General features: G+C 71.4%; 18 protein-coding genes. 9 read left to right on the top strand and 9 right to left on the bottom strand.

Going from position 1 to position 18,917, the window contains the following annotated elements; translation table 11 throughout:
• Positions 1–13: 13 nt before the first annotated feature.
• From VGO10_RS07425 to VGO10_RS07410, 4 genes are all read left to right on the top strand, one after another.
• Positions 14–2,233 carry a CocE/NonD family hydrolase gene (locus VGO10_RS07425; RefSeq protein WP_327466756.1) on the top strand — a complete coding sequence of 740 codons (2,220 nt, stop codon included), beginning with the start codon at positions 14–16 and terminating at the stop codon, positions 2,231–2,233.
• Positions 2,234–2,386: 153 nt separating this feature from the next.
• Positions 2,387–3,160, top strand: a complete 774-nt coding sequence (locus tag VGO10_RS07420; protein WP_327466754.1) for a crotonase/enoyl-CoA hydratase family protein — start codon at positions 2,387–2,389, stop codon at positions 3,158–3,160.
• An 85-nt stretch (positions 3,161–3,245) separates the two neighbouring features.
• Positions 3,246–3,977, top strand: coding sequence for a peptidase E (locus tag VGO10_RS07415; RefSeq protein ID WP_327466752.1), 732 nt, complete (start codon positions 3,246–3,248; stop codon positions 3,975–3,977).
• Positions 3,974–4,774 (top strand): peptidase E, encoded by an 801-nt coding sequence (locus tag VGO10_RS07410; protein WP_327466750.1) that lies wholly within the window; start codon positions 3,974–3,976, stop codon positions 4,772–4,774. Before VGO10_RS07415 ends, VGO10_RS07410 begins: the two co-directional genes overlap by 4 nt.
• Here VGO10_RS07410 and VGO10_RS07405 read toward each other — a convergent pair.
• From VGO10_RS07405 to VGO10_RS07390, 4 genes are read right to left on the bottom strand one after another with little or no spacing between them, the layout of a single operon-like run.
• Positions 4,759–5,460 (bottom strand): class I SAM-dependent methyltransferase, encoded by a 702-nt coding sequence (locus VGO10_RS07405; protein ID WP_327466749.1) that lies wholly within the window; start codon positions 5,458–5,460, stop codon positions 4,759–4,761. The genes VGO10_RS07410 and VGO10_RS07405 overlap by 16 nt on opposite strands.
• Positions 5,457–5,873 (bottom strand): secondary thiamine-phosphate synthase enzyme YjbQ, encoded by a 417-nt coding sequence (locus VGO10_RS07400; protein WP_327466748.1) that lies wholly within the window; start codon positions 5,871–5,873, stop codon positions 5,457–5,459. Before VGO10_RS07400 ends, VGO10_RS07405 begins: the two co-directional genes overlap by 4 nt.
• Positions 5,857–6,357: a cupin domain-containing protein gene (locus tag VGO10_RS07395; RefSeq protein WP_327466747.1), complete on the bottom strand. Its 501-nt coding sequence runs from the start codon at positions 6,355–6,357 to the stop codon at positions 5,857–5,859. Before VGO10_RS07395 ends, VGO10_RS07400 begins: the two co-directional genes overlap by 17 nt.
• A 14-nt stretch (positions 6,358–6,371) precedes the next feature.
• Positions 6,372–6,653 carry an MGMT family protein gene (locus tag VGO10_RS07390; RefSeq protein WP_327466745.1) on the bottom strand — a complete coding sequence of 94 codons (282 nt, stop codon included), beginning with the start codon at positions 6,651–6,653 and terminating at the stop codon, positions 6,372–6,374.
• Between VGO10_RS07390 and VGO10_RS07385 the strand changes: the two genes are divergently transcribed.
• Positions 6,652–7,605, top strand: a complete 954-nt coding sequence (locus VGO10_RS07385; RefSeq protein ID WP_327466744.1) for a DUF1028 domain-containing protein — start codon at positions 6,652–6,654, stop codon at positions 7,603–7,605. The genes VGO10_RS07390 and VGO10_RS07385 overlap by 2 nt on opposite strands.
• 275 nt (positions 7,606–7,880) lie before the next feature.
• Here the strand turns inward: VGO10_RS07385 and VGO10_RS07380 are convergent, their stop codons facing one another.
• The 5 genes from VGO10_RS07380 to VGO10_RS07360 are packed head-to-tail and all read right to left on the bottom strand — an operon-like array spanning position 7,881 to position 14,728.
• Positions 7,881–8,219 carry a DUF952 domain-containing protein gene (locus tag VGO10_RS07380; RefSeq protein ID WP_327466743.1) on the bottom strand — a complete coding sequence of 113 codons (339 nt, stop codon included), beginning with the start codon at positions 8,217–8,219 and terminating at the stop codon, positions 7,881–7,883.
• A 12-nt stretch (positions 8,220–8,231) separates the two neighbouring features.
• Entirely contained in the window at positions 8,232–9,383 is a 1,152-nt protein-coding gene (locus tag VGO10_RS07375; RefSeq protein ID WP_327466741.1) for a winged helix DNA-binding domain-containing protein, read from the bottom strand.
• 50 nt (positions 9,384–9,433) lie between these two features.
• Positions 9,434–13,735 (bottom strand): multifunctional oxoglutarate decarboxylase/oxoglutarate dehydrogenase thiamine pyrophosphate-binding subunit/dihydrolipoyllysine-residue succinyltransferase subunit, encoded by a 4,302-nt coding sequence (locus tag VGO10_RS07370; protein ID WP_327466739.1) that lies wholly within the window; start codon positions 13,733–13,735, stop codon positions 9,434–9,436.
• Between the two features lie 16 nt (positions 13,736–13,751).
• Positions 13,752–14,078: a hypothetical protein gene (locus VGO10_RS07365; RefSeq protein WP_327466737.1), complete on the bottom strand. Its 327-nt coding sequence runs from the start codon at positions 14,076–14,078 to the stop codon at positions 13,752–13,754.
• Positions 14,075–14,728: an NUDIX hydrolase gene (locus tag VGO10_RS07360; protein ID WP_327466735.1), complete on the bottom strand. Its 654-nt coding sequence runs from the start codon at positions 14,726–14,728 to the stop codon at positions 14,075–14,077. The genes VGO10_RS07365 and VGO10_RS07360 overlap by 4 nt, the downstream gene beginning before the upstream one ends.
• A gap of 28 nt (positions 14,729–14,756) precedes the next feature.
• On the opposite strand from VGO10_RS07360, the gene VGO10_RS07355 reads away from it, so the two are divergent.
• The 4 genes from VGO10_RS07355 to VGO10_RS07340 are packed head-to-tail and all read left to right on the top strand — an operon-like array spanning position 14,757 to position 18,520.
• On the top strand, positions 14,757–15,107 hold the full coding sequence (locus VGO10_RS07355; RefSeq protein WP_327466733.1) for an OB-fold domain-containing protein: 351 nt from the start codon (positions 14,757–14,759) through the stop codon (positions 15,105–15,107).
• Positions 15,104–16,318: an acetyl-CoA acetyltransferase gene (locus VGO10_RS07350; protein ID WP_327466731.1), complete on the top strand. Its 1,215-nt coding sequence runs from the start codon at positions 15,104–15,106 to the stop codon at positions 16,316–16,318. Before VGO10_RS07355 ends, VGO10_RS07350 begins: the two co-directional genes overlap by 4 nt.
• 43 nt (positions 16,319–16,361) lie before the next feature.
• Entirely contained in the window at positions 16,362–17,927 is a 1,566-nt protein-coding gene (locus VGO10_RS07345) for an FAD-binding oxidoreductase (protein WP_327466729.1), read from the top strand.
• Complete coding sequence (locus VGO10_RS07340; RefSeq protein ID WP_327466727.1) at positions 17,924–18,520, top strand: TIGR00730 family Rossman fold protein; 597 nt, start codon at positions 17,924–17,926, stop codon at positions 18,518–18,520. Before VGO10_RS07345 ends, VGO10_RS07340 begins: the two co-directional genes overlap by 4 nt.
• The last annotated feature ends 397 nt before the right edge of the window (positions 18,521–18,917 follow it).

Genomic DNA, 18,917 nt, shown 5'->3' with positions numbered 1-18,917 from the left:
AGAGGCTCAGCGGATGGGTCTCTTGCTGCGTCGTCACGCCGGGTCGATCGCCGTCCTGTCGGCTGCCATCCTCGTGCTGGCGCTCGTCGTCGCCGGCACCGCCGCTGCAGCCACCCTGACCGTGCGCGGCTCGGTCGAGCAGGTGCAGGTCACCGGCGCGGCCAAGGGCGCGAAGCTGACGCTGGTCAGCCGCCGCGGCAAGAAGGTCGAGGCGCAGCGCGCGGGCGTCCTCGGCGGTGTGGTCTTCCGTGACGTCACGCCGGGCAAGGGCTACGTCGTGCGGACGGCCACCAAGAAGTCCCATGCCGTCATCGTCTTCTCGCAGCGCTCGGCCCCGCCGTCGACCAAGACCTATAACCAGAAGATCCCGGCCTCGGGCTACGGCTACCTGACCACGCGCGACGGCACCCAGCTGGCGATCGCGGTGCGCCTTCCCCAGGGCAAGGGCCCGTTCCCGACGCTGGTCGAATACTCCGGCTACGGCTACGCCAACCCCGCCGGCGGCGAGAGCTCGATCGCCCAGGTCGCCCAACTGCTCGGCTTCGCGGTCGTCGACGTCAACATGCGCGGCACCGGCTGTTCCGGCGGCGCCTTCGACTACTTCGAGCCGCTGCAGGGCCTCGACGGCTACGACGTCATCGAGACGGTCGCGCGCCAGCCGTGGGTCTTGCACCATCGCGTCGGGATGATGGGCATCTCCTACGGCGGCATCAGCCAGCTCTTCGTCGCCAAGACGCGGCCGCCGAGCCTCTCGGCGATCGCGCCGCTCAGCGTCATCGACAACACCCAGACGACGCTCTACCCCGGCGGCATCCTCAACACGGGCTTCGCGCTCACCTGGGCCAAGGACCGCGTGCACGACGCCAAGGCGGCGTCGAAGACCGGCGGCCAGGCGTGGGCGCTGAAGCGCATCCAGGGTGGCGACGCGACCTGCAAGGCCAACCAGGCGCTGCATCCCGAGGCGGTCGACCTGCTGGCCAAGACCGCGGCCAACGACCACTACGTCCCGAAGGTCGCCGACCCGCTGGCGCCGATCACGTTCGTCAAGAAGATCAACACCCCTGTCTTCCTCGCCTGCCAGTTCACCGACGAGCAGACCGGCGGCCACTGCCCGGCGCTGGCCGACCACTTCACCGGCACGGCGCAGAAGTGGTTCACGTTCACCAACGGCACGCACATCGACTCGCTGGACCCGGCGACGTTCAACCGCTGGTACGACTTCCTCGAGCTCTACGTCGCGCGGCGCGCGCCGGCACTGCCCGCGGCGATTAAGGGCCTGGCGCCGGTGGTCTTCTCCACCGCGATGGGCGTGCAGGGGCTGACGCTGCCCGACGACCCGATCCAGGGTCAGCCGACGCTGGCCGCCGCGCTGGCGGCCTTCGAGGCGCTGCCGCAGGTCCGGATCCTGTTCGACAACGGCGCCGGCGGGCCCGCCGCCTTAGCGCCCGGGCCGGGCTTCGAGCAGTCCTTCGCGCGCTTCCCGCTGCCGGGCACGCGCGCGCAGCCGTTCTACCTCGGCGCCGACGGCGCGCTCACCGACGCGCCGCCGGCGCAGGAGAGCACCACGACGTTCACGTGGTCTCACACCTCCCGGCCGGCGACCAGCTTCACCGGCGACACCGCCGGGGGCGCCAACGGGCTGTGGACCACGACGCCGTCCTACACCTGGACCACGCCGGCGCCCGGCTCGGTCGCCACCTGGACGACGGCGCCGTTGGCGGCGGACACGACCGTCGTCGGCGCCGGCGCGCTGGAGGCGTTCGTGAAGGCCTCGACGTCCGACGTCGACCTGCAGGCCACGATCTCCGAGGTCCGCCCCGATGGCAGCGAGACGTTCGTGCAGAGCGGCTGGCTGCGGGCCAGCATGCGCAAGCTCGACGCACGCAAGAGCACCGAGCTCGCGCCGGTCCTGAGCCTGCGCGCCGCCGACCAGTCGCCGCTGCCGGCGGGCACGGGGGCCAAGCTGACGATCCCGCTCTACTACCAAGGGCACGCCTACCGCGCCGGCTCGCGGATCCGCGTGACGCTCGGCCCGCCGCGCGGCGACCAGCCGGTCTGGGCGTTTGCCAACGCGGTGCCGAAGACCGGCACCTCGGCCGTCACCGTGTCGGCCGGCCCGTCGCACACGTCGCGTCTGGTGCTGCCCGTCGTCGACGGGATCGCGGTCCCGACGCCGCTGCCGGCCTGCCCGACGCTGCGCGGCGAGCCATGCCGCACGGCAGCGGCCGGCTGACCACGCCAATATTGAGCCCACATGAGGGGGTCTGACCCCTCATGTGGGGAGGAGGGCTGAAGTGCCTGCATGCGCCGTGCTTTGCCGGCGCGACCAATTGTTGACCGCAGATGAAGGGGTCTGACTCCGGGTGGGTGGGTAGATTCCCGCGCCATGTCCGATGAACAGCCCGCTGTCCTGACCGAGCGCCGCGACGGCGTCCTCGTCATCACCATCAACCGGCCCGAGGTGCGCAATGCGGTCAACGCCGCGGTCGCCTCCGGCATCGCCGCCGCGCTCGACGAGCTCGACGCCGACGACGGCCTCGCCCTCGGCGTCCTGACCGGGGCGGGCGGCTTCTTCTGCGCGGGGATGGACCTCGGCGCGTTCGTCAAGGGCGAGTCGCCGTGGTTTGGCGACCGCGGCTTTGCCGGCATCGCCCAGCGCGGCGCGCGCAAGCCGCTGATCGCCGCCATTGAGGGCTTCGCGGTCGCCGGCGGCTTCGAGATTGCGCTGGCCTGCGACCTCGTCGTCGCCGCCGAGGGTGCCAAGCTCGGCATCCCGGAGGCCAAGCGGTCGCTGGTCGCCGCGGGCGGCGCGCTGCTGCAGTTGCCCAAGCGGATGCCCTACCACGTGGTCATGGAGCTGGCCCTGACCGGCGACCCGATGCCGGCCGAGCGCTTCCACGAGTTCGGCGTCGTCAACCGGATCGCGCCCAAGGGCGAGGTCCTCAACGCGGCGCTGGAGCTGGCCGCGACGATCGTCAAGAACGGTCCGCTGGCGCTCGCGGCCTCCAAGGAGATCGTCCAGCGCCAGTTCGATTGGAGCAGCGAAGAGATGTGGGAGAAGCAGGGTGCGATCAGCGGCCCGGTCTTCGCGTCAGAGGATGCGAAGGAGGGCGCCTCGGCCTTCAAGGAGAAGCGCGACCCCGTGTGGCAGGGAAAGTAGGGCCGGTCCGACAGGACCACCGGTCGAGCGGGCTTTCGACCGTCCGTACGAGCCGCGGGGGCCGCACGGTGGGCATCCTCGTTCCATGTCCATGCGGCCACCGCAGATCGTCGCGTTCGGCGGCGGCGGGTTCTCGATGGAGTCGGGGAACCCGCTGCTCGACGACTACGTGCTGGAGGCGACCGGGGTCCAGCGGCCCAAGGTCTGCTTCATCCCCACCGCCTCGGGCGACGCCGACCACTACGTCGTGCGCTTCTACCGGCGCTTCTCGGCCGTGGCCGACACCAGCCACGTGTCGCTCTTTCGCCGCGACAAGGGCGCCGGCGCGGTCGAGGGCGACCTCGAGTCCCACCTGCTCAGCCAGGATCTGATCTACGTCGGCGGCGGCAGCGTGCTGAGCCTGCTCGGCACCTGGCGCGCGCACGGGATGGACACGATCCTCAAGCGCGCGTGGCGGCGCGGGGTGATGCTGTGCGGTCTTTCTGCGGGGTCGCTGTGCTGGTTCAGCGAGGCGATCACGGCCTTCCACGGACCGCCGGAGCCCGTGCGCGGCTTGGGCCTGCTGCCACACTCCAACTGCGTGCACTACGACGGCGAAGCCGAGCGCGGCGAGGCCTTCCGCGACATGATCGCGTCGGGCCAGTTGCGCGAGGGCTACGCCGCTGAGGACGGCGCCGCCCTGCACTTCGAGGGGCGCGAGCTGCTGCGCGCCGTGTCCTCGCGGCCCAACGCCCGTGCCTTCCGCGTCTCCACCGACGGTGAGCATCCGCTCGCGGTGAGCTACCTGGGCGAGCGCGCTGCTCTGGCGGTCGCGTGACAGACGCGGGGCGCAAGCCCGACCGCACGCCGACGATCCTCGCGATGGGCGGTGGCGGCTTCACGTCGCCGGCCGGCGATCCCGCGCTCGACGAGTTGGTCCTGGAGCTCTGCGGCCGGCGTGAGCCGCGGATCCTCTTCCTGCCGACGGCTTCCGGCGATCCCAACGAGCAGATCGCGTCGTTTCACGCGACCTACGGCAGCCGCGCCGCGCTCGCCACGGTCCTCTCGCTCTTTCGCCGCCACGGCGACCCGCGCTCGCTGCGCGAGATCGTCCTGGTCCACGACGTCGTCTACGTCGGCGGCGGCTCGCTGCGCAATCTGCTGGCGATCTGGGCCGCGCACGGCCTCGACGAGGTCCTGCGTGAGGCGTGGCAGCGCGGGATCGTCCTCGCGGGCCTGAGCGCCGGCGCGATGTGCTGGTTTCAGGGTGGCTGCACCAAGTCGTTCGGCCCGCCCGAGGCCAATCCGGGCCTGGGCTTCCTGCCCGGCTCGCTGACCGTCCACGCTGACGGTGAGCCCGAGCGCCTGCCGGTCTGGCTGGAGGCCGTGCGCACCGGCGAGCTGCCCGGCGGCTGGGCCGCCGACGACGGCGTTGGCCTGGTCTTCGAAGACACCGAGCTGGTGCGTGTCGTCAGCGCGCGCCCGGGAACCTCGGCGCTGCGCGTCGACGCCGTTGGCGGCGAGCTGGTCCGGACACGGCTGGAGCCGGAGCTGCTGGGGGCGGGGCCGATGAACACGCGGCCGCTGCCCGACGACATCAAGGAGTGGAGAAGAACGCGCTATGGCCCTGGTTGATCCACAGCCAGCACCAACACGAACTGCAACGCGAGGAGCTCGGGATACCGGCGTACGCACCGGTCGCGCACCCGTGCCAGCGCTGGGACCCGTGATTCCAGCGGCAACGGGGCGCCTGCCAGACGTTCCGCCCGGACGGCGAAGCCTGCACGGCGCGCCAGCTCCGCTGCGCTCGCGCGCGTGAAGAAGCGCAGGTGCGTGCGGTCGAAGAGACCGAAGTCGGTGTAGTCGAACCGACCGCGTAGCAGCGCCCGGCGGCCGGTCCAGTGCGCGATGTTCGGGACGGAGATCACCGCGCGGCCGCCGGGCGCCAGCAACGTGCGCAGCCAGGCCAGGGCGGTCGACGGGTCGCGCAGATGTTCCAGCACATCGGCGCAGATGATGAAATCGGGCCCACCCACCCCCGCGCCGGCGAGCATCCGCTGCACCTCGGCGCGGGTCTCGGGCGCTTCGAGGTCGCCGACGGTGACCGCGCGGCAGTGGGCGCGGGCCTGCTCGGCGGCAACGGCGTCGAGCTCGATCCCGTCGACCGTGCAGCCGCGGCGTGAGAGCTCGGCCGCGAGGTAGCCGGTGGCGCAGCCGACGTCGAGCACGCGCGCGCCGTCGGGGATGTGGTCCAGGACGATCCGGTGCGCGGCGCTGAGGCCGTGCGCGGCGACGAGGCCGGCGTACGGGCCAGAGGTCATTCGCCGTTGAGCGTCGCGACGAGCCGGCGGGCGCCGCCGCGGTCGCGGTGCTCGCAGAGGTAGATGCCCTGCCAGGTGCCGAGCGCGAGCCGGCCGCCGCCGACCGGCAACGTGAGCGACGGGCCCATCAACGAGGCCTTGATGTGGGCGGGCATGTCGTCGGCGCCCTCGTCGGTGTGGGTCCAGGCGAAGTCCTCGGGCACGGCCGCGTTGGCCCACGTCTCGAAGTCGCGGCGCACGTCGGGCGAGGCGTTCTCGTTGAGGGTGAGCGACGCGCTGGTGTGGAGGATGTGCAGGTGCAGGAGGCCGACCGAGATGGTGTCCAACTCGGGGAGTGCCGCTTCCACCTCACGTGTGACGAGATGGAAGCCGCGCGGCCGCGGATCGAGCGTGAGCTCACGCTGGATCCACATCGCCGACCTCCGGGCGCGCGATGCCCTCGTCGTAGGGCACGGCGTCCTCGAGCTTGAAGTACAACTTGAGCCCCGTGCCGTCCGGGTTGCGCTCGGCCGGTCCGATCTTGCTCTCGTCGGGATAGAGGACGACGTCGGGCTGGCCGTGGGTGCTGATGGCCAGGAAGCGGGCGTCGATGGCGCCGTCGTTGACGAGCTGGTGCGCGCCGTCCTCCCCGACCGGGAAGCGGACGACGTCGCCGCGGCGGACGCGCTCCCAGCCGGTTGACGTGCGCAGCGCCAGGTCGCCTTCGAGGAGGACCAGCACTTCCTCTTCGGTGAGATGGAAGTGATAGGGGTACGCGGCCTGGCCGGCCGGGACCGACCACAGGCTGAGGCCGAGGCGCTCGGTGCCGAGCTGGTAGCCGAGGCGTGCGCGCTGCGCGTGGAAGCCGTCGACGGTGTCGCGCTGCTCGTCGAAGTCGGGGTTGTAGATGTTGGGCATGGAGCGCGGCATGTTCACACGTCGTGCGGGATGCGGGCGACGCGGAGGTCGATCTTCCCGTTGCGCAGAAACGGCACGCCCTCGTCGAAGAGCAGCGCGCGCTGACGCTCGCCCTTGGCCAGCGAGCCGTCGGCGCGGACCACGCGCCACCACGGCACGTCGGCGTCGTCGTTGAGCCGCAGGACCGTGCCGGTGAGCCGTGGCGCGCCGGGGGAGAGGTCACCGTAGGTCCGTACGAAGCCCTCGGGGATCTCGGCGATGCGATCGAGGATCGCCTGATGGGATGCTTGGGCCATGGTTCGCCGAGGCACGTACTCGATCGTCGCACGCGACCCCGACAGCGGCGAGCTAGGGGCGGCGGTGCAGTCGCATTGGTTCTCGGTCGGGTCGCTGGTGACGTGGGCGCGGCCGGGGGTGGGGGCGGTGGCGACGCAGTCGATCGTGGAGCCGGCGTATGGCCCGCGGCTGCTGGACGCGCTGGCCGGTGGGTCGGCGCCGGGTGACGGCGTGGGCGGTGGCGTTGCGCCGCCGGGCGCGCTGCGCGGTGGCGTGGCTCCTGAGGAGGCGCTGCGCGCCCTGTTGGCCGGCGATGAGGCAGCGGTGTTCCGGCAGGTTGCGGTTCTTGGTGTGGATGGTCCGCCGGCGACCCATACGGGGTCGGGTTGCATCGCATACGCCGGGCATGCGGTCGGCGACGACTTCAGCGTCCAGGCCAACATGATGGCCTCGGAGGCCGTGTGGCCGGCGATGGCCGAGGCGTTCACGCACGCGACCGGGCCGCTGGCCCGGCGGATGCTCGCGGCGCTGCGTGCTGCCGAGAGCGCCGGCGGCGACGTGCGGGGTCGGCAGTCATCTGCGCTGGTAGTCGTGCCGGCGGTGGGGGAACCGTGGGAGCGCGTTGTCGAGTTGCGCGTCGAGGACCATCCTGAGCCGTTGGACGAGCTCGAGCGTCTGCTGCTCCTGCACGACGCCTACACCTTGGCGACCGCGGGCGACGACCTGACGGGAGAGGGCCGACACACCGAGGCCGGCGAGGCTTATCGTGCGGCCGCGGCGCTAGCGCCCGACAACCACGAGCTGCTCTTCTGGGCGGGGCTGGCGGAGTTCGACCACGGCGACCGCGCGGTGGGTTTGGCGCAGGTCCGGCGCACGATCGCGCTGCAGCCGGGCTGGCGGGAGCTGCTGGGGCGCCTCGAGCCCGAGGTCGCGCCGGCCGCGGCGCGCGTGCTTGCGGCGCTGGACGAGTAGGCGGGCGCGTTGGCGGGAGGTGCAGTCGTCCTTGAGTTGAAGCCATCGGGTGCGCTGGGAGATCCGGGGCGTCTCATGGTGAACTATTCACCATGAGACGCCCCGAACCCCGGTGAGCCACGATCCGGCAGCGAATCGCCCCCGGGCGCTGCCAGGTGGGCTTAGCCACACCAATCACGATGGCGCGGCCTCAGCGCTGCTCGCCCTCGGTGCCAACAGACCCCGTTGCGCACGACGACCAACGTGCGAGCTGAGCGCCATGAGGCAAACGAAGCTCAGCCCGAGAACGCGTAGCCGTCCGGACCCTCGGGGAGCGCCTGCGTCCCGACAACCGCATCGAGATTCAGCGGCCCGTAGATATGCGGGAACTCGTCGCCGACGTCGATGGCGCGCTCCCACTTCAGCGGCGCGGTCAGCTGCTCGACGTCGACCTCCAACAGCAACAGGTCGCCGCTGCCCTTGAAGATCCGGTTGGCCGTCGCCTCCAGCTGCGCGAAGGTCGAGCAGTGGATGAAGCCCTCCTCGTCCAGCGAGGGCGTCACCAGCTCGCCGTCGGCCTGGGCCGTCGCCCAGCCGGCGTCGGTCGTGATGTGCAGGATCGTCTCGTCGGCCATCGACCGAGCAAGTTAACGCAGCAGCTCGCGCTCCAGCGGCGCGTAGCCGCGGGCGCGGGGCGCGAGGGTGGCGTCGCCGAGCCGGGGCGCGAGCGCGGCGGCCTCCGCGGCCACAGCAGCGGAAGCCTCGGCGCCGATGTCCTCCAACAACCCAAACGCGATCTCGCCATCCTTCCGGCGCGCCCAGCCGCCGACGATCCGGCCGTCGGTCCAGACGGTCGGCGCCACGTTGCCGTTGACGTCGAAGAGCCGCTCGGCGTGCTCGCCGAGGTAGAAGTCGCGGCGCTTCCAGCCCATCGGCGTGGCGTCCAGCGCCGGCAGCAGCGCGACCCAGGGCGCCACCGGGCCGACCGGCTCGACGTCGTCGGCCAGCACCACGCCGGGCTCGCCGTCGTCCAGGACGCAGGCGACAACACCATCTTGGGCCAGCGCGCGCTTGGTTTGCGTCGCCGTCCAGCCCGTCCACCAGCGCAGGTCGTCGGCGCTCGCGGGCCCGTAGGCCTGCAGCCAGCGCACCGCCAGCGCCGCTTCCGCCTCGGCCGCCGGCAGCTCGGCCAGCGGCGCGCCCGCCCAGTCCTCCATCGCCGCCCAGCGAAATTGCGTGGAGGTCCAGCCGCCTCGCGGCCGCGCCCGCACGACGCGGCCCTCGGCGGCGAGCACGATCAACACGCGGCTGGCCATCTTCACGCGCGCCTCGTACTTGGCGCCGCGGCTGAGCACCAGCTCGGCGCCGAGCCGGGCGTCGCTCTCCGCTAGCTCGGTCGCGGTCAGCTCGCCGCGCGACCCCAACGCCTCCAGCGCAGATGCCTCGGCCTTGGCCAGCCACGCCTCGCGCCGAACCCCGCCGACGCCGTTCTCTTCCATGAACTTCAACAACTTGGCCCGCTCGCGTGCCGCGACCGTGAGCGAGCATGCGGCGTGGACGACCGGCGCGATCTCACGATCGACGACGAACATCGTCCGTCGCATCGCCATCAACCGCAGCAAGGTGCGCTCGTCGTACATCGCGCGCTCAACCTCGGCCGCCGTCGCGGAGCGGTCGCGCAACCGCGCCCACATCGCGACGATCACCGACGCCGCGTCGGTGCTGTGCACGGCGACCAAGCTCGCGGCGACCTCCTCAGCACACGCCGCGTGCGCCTCCGCTGTCAACCGATGGCGCACCCCGATCCGGGCGCGCCGCTCGGCGAGGTCGAAGCTCGGAAGAGAGATGCTCAGCGCTCGCCGGGCGTCTTAATGGGATACATCGACGCCGGCACCGACAGGTCCAACGCCGTCCGCAGGATGCGGTTCTGCTCGGCCGTATGCGCGGCCGGGTAGCCCTCGGCCGTCACGGCGCGCTCGGGGCGGCCGACGTAGCCGAAGGCCAGGTGCTTGGGCAGCACCTGCAACAACCGCGGCGACATATGCGCACGCGCGCCCATGTTGCGCGGCTCCTCCTGGGCCCACACGACCTCCTTGAGGTTCGGGTAGGTGTTGATGAGCTCCAGGACCTGCGCCTCCGGGAAGGGATACAACAACTCGATGCGGCCGACAGCCACGCCCTCGTTGCCGGCGCGGTTGGGGTGCGACACCAAGTCGTAGTAGATCTTGCCGGTGCACAGCACCAACCGCGTGACCTTCTCGATCGGCACGCGCGGCTCGCCCAACACGGGGAAGAACTTCGACTCCGCCAGGTGCTCGATGCGGTTGGTCGCCTGCGGCAGGCGCAGCAGCGACTTCGGCGTGAAGATCACCAGCGGACGCTGCTTGGTGATCCGCGCCTGGCGCCGCAGCAGGTGGAAGTACTGCGCCGGCGTCGTGAGGTTCGCGACGCGGACGTTGCCCTCGGCGGCGCTCTGCAGGAAGCGCTCGATGCGGGCGGAGGAGTGTTCCGGACCGGAGCCCTCGTAGCCGTGCGGGAGCAGCAGCGTCAGCCGCGAGGTCTGGCCCCACTTGGCCAGGCCGCTGGTGATGAACTGGTCGATGATGACCTGCGCGCCGTTGGCGAAGTCGCCGAACTGTGCTTCCCACAGCACCAGCGTCTCGGGCGCCTCGGCCGAGTAGCCGTACTCGAAGCCCAGGCAGGCGATCTCGCTCAGCGGCGAGTTGTGCAGCTCGAACGGCGCCAGCGCGCCCGGCAGCGACTGGATCGGGCAGACGGTCTGCCCGGTCTTGGCGTCGTGCAGCACCAGGTGGCGCTGGGAGAACGTGCCGCGCTCGACGTCCTGGCCGGTCAGGCGGATCGGCGTGCCCTCGGTCAGCAGCGAGGCATAGGCCAACTGCTCGGCATGGGCCCAGTCGATGCCGCCGTCGGCGCCCAGCGCGGCGCGGCGACGCTCCAGCTGCTTGACGAGCTTGGGGTGGACGGTGAAGCCCTCGGGCGTGGTCAGCAGCTCGTCGTTGAGCGTCTGCAGGCGCTCGTGCGACACCGCCGTCGGCACGTCGGGCGACGGCGAGCGGTCGAGCTGGTACTCGCCCGTCTGCTGCGTCACGCCGCCTGCGGCTTCAGCGGCCTTGATCTTGGCCTTGAGGTCGGCGTGCAGCGCGCTCAAGCGATCCCAGATCGCCTGGCGCTGGGCCTCGACCTCGTCCTTGGAGGTCGTGCTCTCGGCGACCAGGCGGTCGGCCCAGATCTCGGCGGCGCGCTTGTGGCCCTTGATTTTCACGTACATCTCGGGCTGCGTGTAGGCGGGCTCGTCGGCCTCGTTGTGGCCGAAGCGGCGGTAGCCGATCAGGTCGATGACGACGTCGTGGCCGAACTCCTCGCGGTAGGCGAAGGCGAGGCGCACGGCGTGGATGCAGGCCTGCACGTCGTCGGCGTTGACGTGGATGATCGGGACGTCGTAGCCCTTGGCGATGTCCGACGCCCAGCGCGTCGAGCGGGCATCTTCCGGGTCGGTGGTGAAGCCGACCTGGTTGTTGGTCACCAGGTGGAGCGTGCCGCCGACCTTGTAGCCGTCGAGTGCTTGGAGGTTCAGCGACTCGGCGACGACGCCCTGGCCCGGGAAGGCCGCGTCGCCGTGGAGGACGATCGGCATCGCCGCGTCGGTGTCGCGATGGGCGTGCGGACCCTGGCGCGTGGTCTGCGCGGCGCGCGCGGCGCCGACGACGACCGGGTGGACGAACTCCAAGTGCGAGGGGTTGCTCTCGAGGTTGACAAGGATCGACTCGCCGTTGGGCAGCTGGTAGGAGCCCTGCGCGCCGTGGTGGTACTTGACGTCGCCGGTGCCGCCTTGGGGAATCGTCGTGACCGCCTCCAGCGTGGAGGCGCCCTCGAACTCGGCGAAGATCGTCTCGTACGGGCGGCCCAGGTTGTGGGCGAGCACGTTGAGCCGGCCGCGGTGGGCCATGCCGACGACCACCTCGCGCGCGCCGTGGGCGGCGGCGAGCTGGATCATCTCGTCGATCATCGGGACCGTCATGTCGAGGCCCTCGATCGAGAACTGCTTCTGGCCGAGGTAGGCCTTGTGCATGAAGCGCTCGAACGCGTCGACCTCGATCAGGCGCGTCAGCAGCGCCTTCTGCTCCTCGGTCGTCAGCGGCTTGCGGAACTCGCCGCCCTCGATCTTCTGGCGCAGCCAGGTGCGCTGGCGGTGCGAGGCGATGTGCTCGATCTCGTAGGCGATCGTGCCGCAGTAGGTCTCGCGCAGATGCGGGAGCGCGTCGGCCAGCGTCGCGCCCGGGACGTGCATCCGCAGGATCTTGGCCGGGATCTTGGCCATCAACTCGGGCGTGAGGCCGACGGTGTCGGGGTCGAGCGCGGGATCGCCCTCGGGCTCGGTGCCGAGCGGGTCAAGGCGAGCGGCGAGGTGGCCGTGGGTGCGGTGGGCCTTGAGGACTGACGTCGCCGCCTGCACGGCCTGCAGCAGCTCTTCGTCGATGACGTTCGCGCGGCGGTCGCCGGAGCGTGCGGCGCTCTCGGCACCGGCGCGGGCGGCGGCGGCCGCGGCGGCAGGTGCGGGCGGCGTGGGCGCAGGGCCGAGCGTTGCGCCCAGCGAGGCGAAGACGCCGTCGTAGAAGCTGTGCTCGCCCTGGAGGTAGGACTCGACGACCTGGAGGAAGCGGCCGGACTCCGCGCCCTGGATGACGCGGTGGTCGTAGGTCGAGGTCATGGTCATGACCTTCTCGGCGCCGATCATGTCGCCGATATTGCCCAGGCCGACGGGGTAGGCGATCGAGCCGGTCGCGACGATCGTGCCGTTGCCCTTCATCAGGCGCGGGACGCTGGCGATCGTCCCGATGCCGCCGGGGTTCGTGAGCTGCACGTTGGCGCCGACGAGGTCGTCGGCGCCGAGCTTGTTCTCCCGGGCCTTGGCGATCAGCGCGTCGAACGCGCCCTTGAAGTCGGCGAAGCTGAGGCGGCCGGCGTCGCGGATGACCGGCACCATCAGGGTGCGCGAGCCGTCCTTCTTCTCGACGTCGACCGCGATGCCGAGGTTCACGGCGCCGTCGTCGATGCGCGTCGGCTTGCCGTCGATCGTGTCGAAGTGATGGGACATGACCGGCATGTCCTGCTGGGCGCCGAGCGCGATCGCGTAGGCGATCAAGTGGGTGAAGGAGACCTTCTGGCCGGCCTCCTTGAGCTGCTTGCGCCGCGCGTCCATCGTCGTGACCGTGATGGTGCGGAACGAGGTCGCGGTCGGGATCTCGCGCGAGTCGTCCATGTACCGCGCGAGCATCGCGGCGGCGCCCTTGAGGACGGTGCGCGTGCCCGTCTGCGTTGACGGGTCGAAGCCGAGGACGTCGTCCTTGGTGATGCGGCCGTTGGGGCCGGTGCCGGTGACGGCGCCGAGGTCGACGCCTTCGGCGGCGGCGACGCGGGCGGCGACGGGGGTGGCCTTGGCGTCGGTGTCCACGGCCGGCGCGGCGGCCGCGCCGTTGGGAGAGGCAGCGACCTGGCCGTCACTCGGGGTCGACTTCGCCGAGGCGCCGGCGGGGGCGCCGGCGCCGAGCTGCATCCGCGCGATGACCTGCCCGACGACAACCGTCGCGCCCTCCTCGGCGAGCAGCTCGGTGATGGTGCCGGCCGCGGGGGCCGGCAGCTCCATGTCGACCTTGTCGGTGGAGATCTCGACGACCGTGTCGCCGTCGTCGACGTGGTCGCCGACCTTGACCGCCCACTCCAAGATGGTGCCCTCGGTGACCGACTCGCCGCCGGCGGGCGTCGTGATGTCGACGATCTCGCCGGGCGCGTCGACCACCGCGGCCGTGGGACCACTCCCGTTGCCGTCGTTGAGACTGTCCCCGCTAGCTGATCCGGGGTGGGCGGGTCCGATTCCTGCGCCAGCCGCGATCTCGGCGAGCACAGAGCCCACCTGCACCGTGTCGCCCTCGGCGAAGTGGATCGCCACGATGGTTCCGCTCGCGGGAGCGGGCACCTCCGCGTCCACCTTGTCGGTCGAGACCTCGACGATGATCTCGTCGGCCTCGATGGTGTCACCAACCTGCTTGTGCCACTCCAGGATGGTGCCTTCCGTCACCGATTCGCCCATGGCGGGCAAGGTGACCTGAATCGCTGCGGCTTCGACGGCCATGTCTCTTTTCTTGACTCTAGCGCTGTTGCGTGTTAGCGCCCGTTAGGTTGCGTCGGCGCGTCTCGCGGATGAACTCGTAGGAGCCCACGAAGGGACCTACAGCACCTATTACGGCCACGGCGACCGCAAGTTGCAGTGAGATCACGCGTGCCCGGAGCGCCTCGATCGATAACAGACACATCGCAATCCAGCCCAGGCCGTGCGCCAGCCCGAAGACGAACTCGAGCGTGTGCAGGCCAGGGATCAGCCAGACCGCGAGCAGGATCGCGTAGACGGTCGAGTGGGCGAACGACAGGTGCTTGAGCGTCGTGAACGACGGGGTAAGGCGCGTGGCGGTGGTCACTGCAACAGCCGCGCCATTCGACGCAGCGGCTCATCGGCCTCTTTTGGCCAGTCGTCGATCTCCGCCGGCCACCACGCGTGCGCGTCGTGCTCGTGGTCGGGCGTGACGGTGGCGCCGGCGGCAAGCCAGGCCTGGCCGATGAACATGATGAGGTTGTGCGGGAGCCGGACCAGCGCCTCGCCACGGACGCGCTGCGCGGTGACCGACCACTCCTCGTCGAGCTCGCGCGTGAGCGTGGTGAAGGGGCTCTCGCCCTCGTCGACGGCGCCGCCGGCGCCGAGCGCCCAGCGGCCGGCCCAGGAGGCGAGCCACTCGGCGCGGCGGCCGGCGAGCCAGCGCCCCTCGCTGTCGCGGACGACGCAGAGCGCGGAGATCGTCGCCGACGCGTCGCCGTCGACCAGGCGCAGCGCCCAACGCAGCGGCTGCAACTCGACGTGCAGGGTGTCGCCCTCGGTCTCGAACCCGACGAGCCGTGCGCCGGTGCCGTCGTGGCTGGGCGAGCCACGGTCGCGCAGGGCGACGATCGCGGCGTCGGCGGCGCCGACCTTCGCCTCGTCGGCGACGAAGGCCTCGTCTCGCCAGACCGCGTGCACCTGGTCGGCGTCCCAGGGGCCGCGGGCCAGGAGCGCGGGTGCGTGCGCTTGCGTCATCGACGTTGGAGGGTACGCTGGCGGCGTCTTGGAGCGCTCGCCCGCGGACGTGTATATGGAGCACTGCCACCGGCGGGAGCTCGCCTATCAGGTCGGTGAGGACGGCCTGCCGGTCTTCCGGCCGCGTGTGGGGCCGAGCGTGTGGCGGGTCAGCGCGGGGGTCGGAACGGTCTACGCGACGACGGTGGCGCGGTTGCGCGATGCCGAGGCCTACAACATCGCGCTGGTCGATCTGGATGAGGGGTTTCGGATGATGAGCACGGTCGTGGGCGTCGCGCCGGAGGACGTGGTCGTCGGTGCGCGCGTGCGGCTGGCGTGGCGTGATGGCGAGGAAGACGGCGACGCGCCCGTCCCGGTCTTCGAAGTGGATCCCGCGTGACCGGCGTGGCGATCGCCGGCGCCGCCGAGGCGCAGATGGGCAAGGCGCTGCCCGGCTTGTCGGCGGCCGACGTGATGGCCGAGGCGGCGCGCTCCGCGCTGGCCGACGCGGGGCTGACGGTCGAGGACGTCGATGGCGTCTTCGCGGCGGCGACGCAGCTGCCGTGGGCGAGCGTGACGCTGGCCGAGGCTCTCGGCATCCAGCCGCGCTACACCGACTCCACCATGATCGGCGGCGCGTCGCCGATGGCCCACGTCAACCACGCGCGCGCCGCGATCGCCGCCGGGCTCTGCGAGGTGGCGCTGATCGCCTACGGGTCGACGCAGCGGTCGGTCGGGCGGGGAAGCGCCTCGGTCCAGGAGGTCGATCCGTGGGAGGCGCCGTACCGGCCGCCGCTGCCGGTCGCCGCCTACGCGCTGGCGGCCTCGCGGCACATGCACGAGTTCGGCACGACGGCCGAGCAGCTGGCGTGGGTCGCGGTGAGCGCGCGGCGGTGGGCGCAGCAGCGCGACGGCGCGTGGTCGCGCGATGAGCTGACGCTGGAGGACGTTGCGGCCGCGCCGCGCGTCTGCGATCCGTTCGGCGTGCGCGACTGCTGCCTGGTCACCGATGGCGGCGCGGCGATCGTCGTGACGTCGGTCGCCCGGGCGCGCACGCTGCGTCGGCCGCTCGTCTTCGTGCTCGGCGCGGCTGAGGCGATGAGCCATGGCCACATCTCGTCGATGCCCGATCTCACGGTGACCGCCGCGGTCGACTCCGGCGCGCGGGCCTTCGCGGAGGCCGGGCTGCGGCCGGCCGACGTCGAGTCCGCGCAGCTCTATGACGCGTTCACGATCACGCCAATCCTGTTCTTGGAGGACTTGGGATTCTGCGCGAAGGGCGAGGGCGGGGCGTTCGTCGCCGACGGCGCGATCGCGCCCGGCGGGAAGCTGCGGGTCAACACCAGCGGTGGCGGGCTCAGCTACGGGCATCCCGGCATGAACGGGCTGCCGCTCCTGGTCGAAGCGGTGCGCGAGGTGCGCGAGGAAGGCAAGGATGTTGTGATGGCACATGGCAACGGAGGTGTGCTGAGCGCGCAGGCGACGGTCCTGCTCGGGAGCGAGGCGGCGGCGGGTTGGCGCCCGAGGAGCAAGGCCGTGCGGCTGCGCGAGCCGGCGGGGGCGACGATGGGGCGACGGCGGAGAGCGACCAAGAAGGCGGGTGCGCGATGAGTCGGCAGAGAGCTCGACGTTCGCTGGTTCAGGCGGGGGTTCGATGAGTTCGCGTCGCTCGTGGTGGGGCTGGGGCTTCGAGGACCGCAAGCTCGATGCGGCCGCGCTCGCGCCGCTGGTACGCGACGTGCTCGGCTTCCCGCTGCCGGAGACGATCGAGGAGCCGGTCGAGTTGGGGTCGATCGTGCTGCCCGCGCCGCGCATCGCGGCGCCTCCTGGCGCGCCGTGGTCGGTCGATCCGCGCGATCGCATCGAGCACGCCTACGGGCGCTCGTTCCCCGACACCGTGCGGGCGTTCCGCGGGCGGATCGACCATCCGCCGGACGCGGTCGCCTTCGCGCGCAGTGAGGATGACATCGAGGCGGTACTGGAGTGGGCGGCCGGCGAGGACGTCGCGGTCATTCCGTTCGGCGGCGGGACGAGCGTGGTCGGCGGCGTCGAGCCGCGCGTGCCGAGCGACCGGCTCGGCGTCGTCTCGCTCGACCTGTCGCACTTGGACCAAGTTGTAGAAGTCGATGCGGTCTCGCGCGCGGCGCGCGTGCAGGGCGGCGTTGCCGGGCCGGCGCTGGAGGCCCAGTTGGCGCAGCACGGGCTGACGATGCGCTTCTTCCCGCAGTCGTTCGAGCTCTCGACCGTCGGCGGCTGGATCGCGACGCGCGCCGGCGGCCACTTCGCGACGGTCTGGACGCACATCGACGACCTGGTGGAGTCAGTCCGCGCGATCACGCCGTCGGGCGCGTGGGAGTCGCGGCGGCTGCCGGGCTCCGGCGCCGGGCCGTCGCCCGACCGGATGCTGCTGGGCTCCGAGGGCATCCTCGGTGTGATCACCGAGGCGTGGGTGCGGGTGCGGGTGCAGCCGAAGCCGACGTTCCGCGCCTCGCGCGCGGTGCGGTTCAAGGACTTCATGATCGCCGGCGAGGCGGTGCGGGAGCTGGCACAGTCGGGGCTGAACCCGGCGAACTGCCGGCTGGTGGATGTGCTCGAGGCGCAGCAGACCGGCGCGGGCGATGGATCGTTTGCGCTGCTCGTGCTCGGCTTCGAGTCGACCGACAGCGATGTTGATGGTCTTCTCGCGCGCGGGCTGCAGATCGCCAAGGCACACGGCGGCGAGTGGGACGAGCCGAGCGGCGATGGCCCCGGCGCCGTCGGCGCCTGGCGCGAGGCCTTCATCGCCATGCCCTACCTCCGCGACGCGCTGCTGCAGCTCGGCGTCCTCAGCGACACCTTCGAGACCGCGATCACCTGGGAGCGCTGGCCGGCCTTCCACGCAGCGGTGACCGGTGCGGTGCGCGAAGCGCTCGGCGAGCCGTGCCGCGTGACCTGCCGACTCACACACGTCTATCCCGACGGACCTGCGCCCTACTTCACCGTGCTCGCGCCGGCACGCCGCGGCGACGAACTGGCACAGTGGGAGGAGATGAAGCGCGCAGCCTCCGACGCCATCCTCGCCGCGGGCGGGACGATCACCCACCACCACGCGGTCGGCCGCGACCACCGCGAGTGGTACGACGCCCAGCGCCCCGATCTCTTCGCCGCCGCCCTACGCGCGGCCAAGGCCGCCGTCGACCCCGCAGGCGTGTTGAACCCCGGCGTGCTGGTCGACGCGTGACGCGGTTCGGGCGCGTCTGCGTCTACGCCGGTTCGGCGCCGGGGGCCAACGCGGAGTACGCCGAGGCGTCGCGCACGATCGTCACCGAGCTCGCGCGCCGCGGCTCCAACGTCGTCTACGGCGGCGGCTCGCTCGGGCTCATGGGCGTGCTGGCCGATGCGGCGCTGGAGGGCGGCGGCGAGGTCACCGGCGTGATCCCACGCTTCCTCGACGATCGTGAGATCGGCCACAACGGCGTCACCGATCTCCGCGTCGTCGAGACGATGCACGAGCGCAAGATGCTGATGGCCGAACTGGCCGACGCGTTCCTCGTGCTGCCCGGCGGCATCGGGACGCTTGAGGAAGTCATCGAGATGTTGTCGTGGTCGCAGCTCGGGCTGCACCGCAAGCCGATCGGGCTGTTTGATGTCGACGGCTTTTGGGCGCCTTTGGTGTCGCTGCTCGATCACATGACGACCGAGCAGTTCGTGGGCTCGGACCACCGCCGGCTGTTGTTGTCGTCCTCGGATCCGGTCGGGTTGCTGGATGCGATGGAGGCGTGGGAAGCGCCGAAGCTGGCGCGGCGCTGGTTGACGGACGAGGAGCAGACGTAGGGGTTTTGGGGACGCCCGGCCGCGGCTGGCGCTCAGCGCGGGCGTGGGCTGGCGGTGCGCGAGGTGGTCTGTCGGCACCGAGGAGAGCGAGCGGGTCGGTGCGTCGACGTGCCAGCGGTCGTCCGCCGGCGCTTGGGTGGGCGATTCGAGGCCGAACTGGATGTCGTTCGTATGAAGGTGCTCGCAGAGAGCATTTGCATACGAACGACCTGTGAGCGCCTGCCTTCGGGTCGCGATGTGGCTTGCACGACCTTCGATGGCGTCGAACCCGCGATATACGCGGGCTAGACGCCATCCGCGTGCCGCGCATCACTCGATCGCACATTGCCCGCGCATATCGCGGGTAACGTGCGCTCCACGTTGCTCACCGTTCGCTGGGAGGCCCTAGCGCGAGGGG

It is taken from the genome of Baekduia sp. (assembly GCF_035996765.1).
GTDB lineage: Bacteria > Actinomycetota > Thermoleophilia > Solirubrobacterales > Solirubrobacteraceae > Baekduia.
This window is presented reverse-complemented; position numbering and strand designations above follow the sequence as displayed.

Coding starts and splice junctions, on each gene's coding strand:
- VGO10_RS07425 (WP_327466756.1), top strand. CDS start 14: ATGGGTCTCTTGCTGCGTCGTCACGCCGGGTCGATCGCCGTCCTGTCG.
- VGO10_RS07420 (WP_327466754.1), top strand. CDS start 2,387: ATGTCCGATGAACAGCCCGCTGTCCTGACCGAGCGCCGCGACGGCGTC.
- VGO10_RS07415 (WP_327466752.1), top strand. CDS start 3,246: ATGTCCATGCGGCCACCGCAGATCGTCGCGTTCGGCGGCGGCGGGTTC.
- VGO10_RS07405 (WP_327466749.1), bottom strand. CDS start 5,460: ATGACCTCTGGCCCGTACGCCGGCCTCGTCGCCGCGCACGGCCTCAGC.
- VGO10_RS07400 (WP_327466748.1), bottom strand. CDS start 5,873: ATGTGGATCCAGCGTGAGCTCACGCTCGATCCGCGGCCGCGCGGCTTC.
- VGO10_RS07395 (WP_327466747.1), bottom strand. CDS start 6,357: ATGCCCAACATCTACAACCCCGACTTCGACGAGCAGCGCGACACCGTC.
- VGO10_RS07385 (WP_327466744.1), top strand. CDS start 6,652: ATGGTTCGCCGAGGCACGTACTCGATCGTCGCACGCGACCCCGACAGC.
- VGO10_RS07390 (WP_327466745.1), bottom strand. CDS start 6,653: ATGGCCCAAGCATCCCATCAGGCGATCCTCGATCGCATCGCCGAGATC.
- VGO10_RS07380 (WP_327466743.1), bottom strand. CDS start 8,219: ATGGCCGACGAGACGATCCTGCACATCACGACCGACGCCGGCTGGGCG.
- VGO10_RS07370 (WP_327466739.1), bottom strand. CDS start 13,735: ATGGCCGTCGAAGCCGCAGCGATTCAGGTCACCTTGCCCGCCATGGGC.
- VGO10_RS07360 (WP_327466735.1), bottom strand. CDS start 14,728: ATGACGCAAGCGCACGCACCCGCGCTCCTGGCCCGCGGCCCCTGGGAC.
- VGO10_RS07345 (WP_327466729.1), top strand. CDS start 16,362: ATGAGTTCGCGTCGCTCGTGGTGGGGCTGGGGCTTCGAGGACCGCAAG.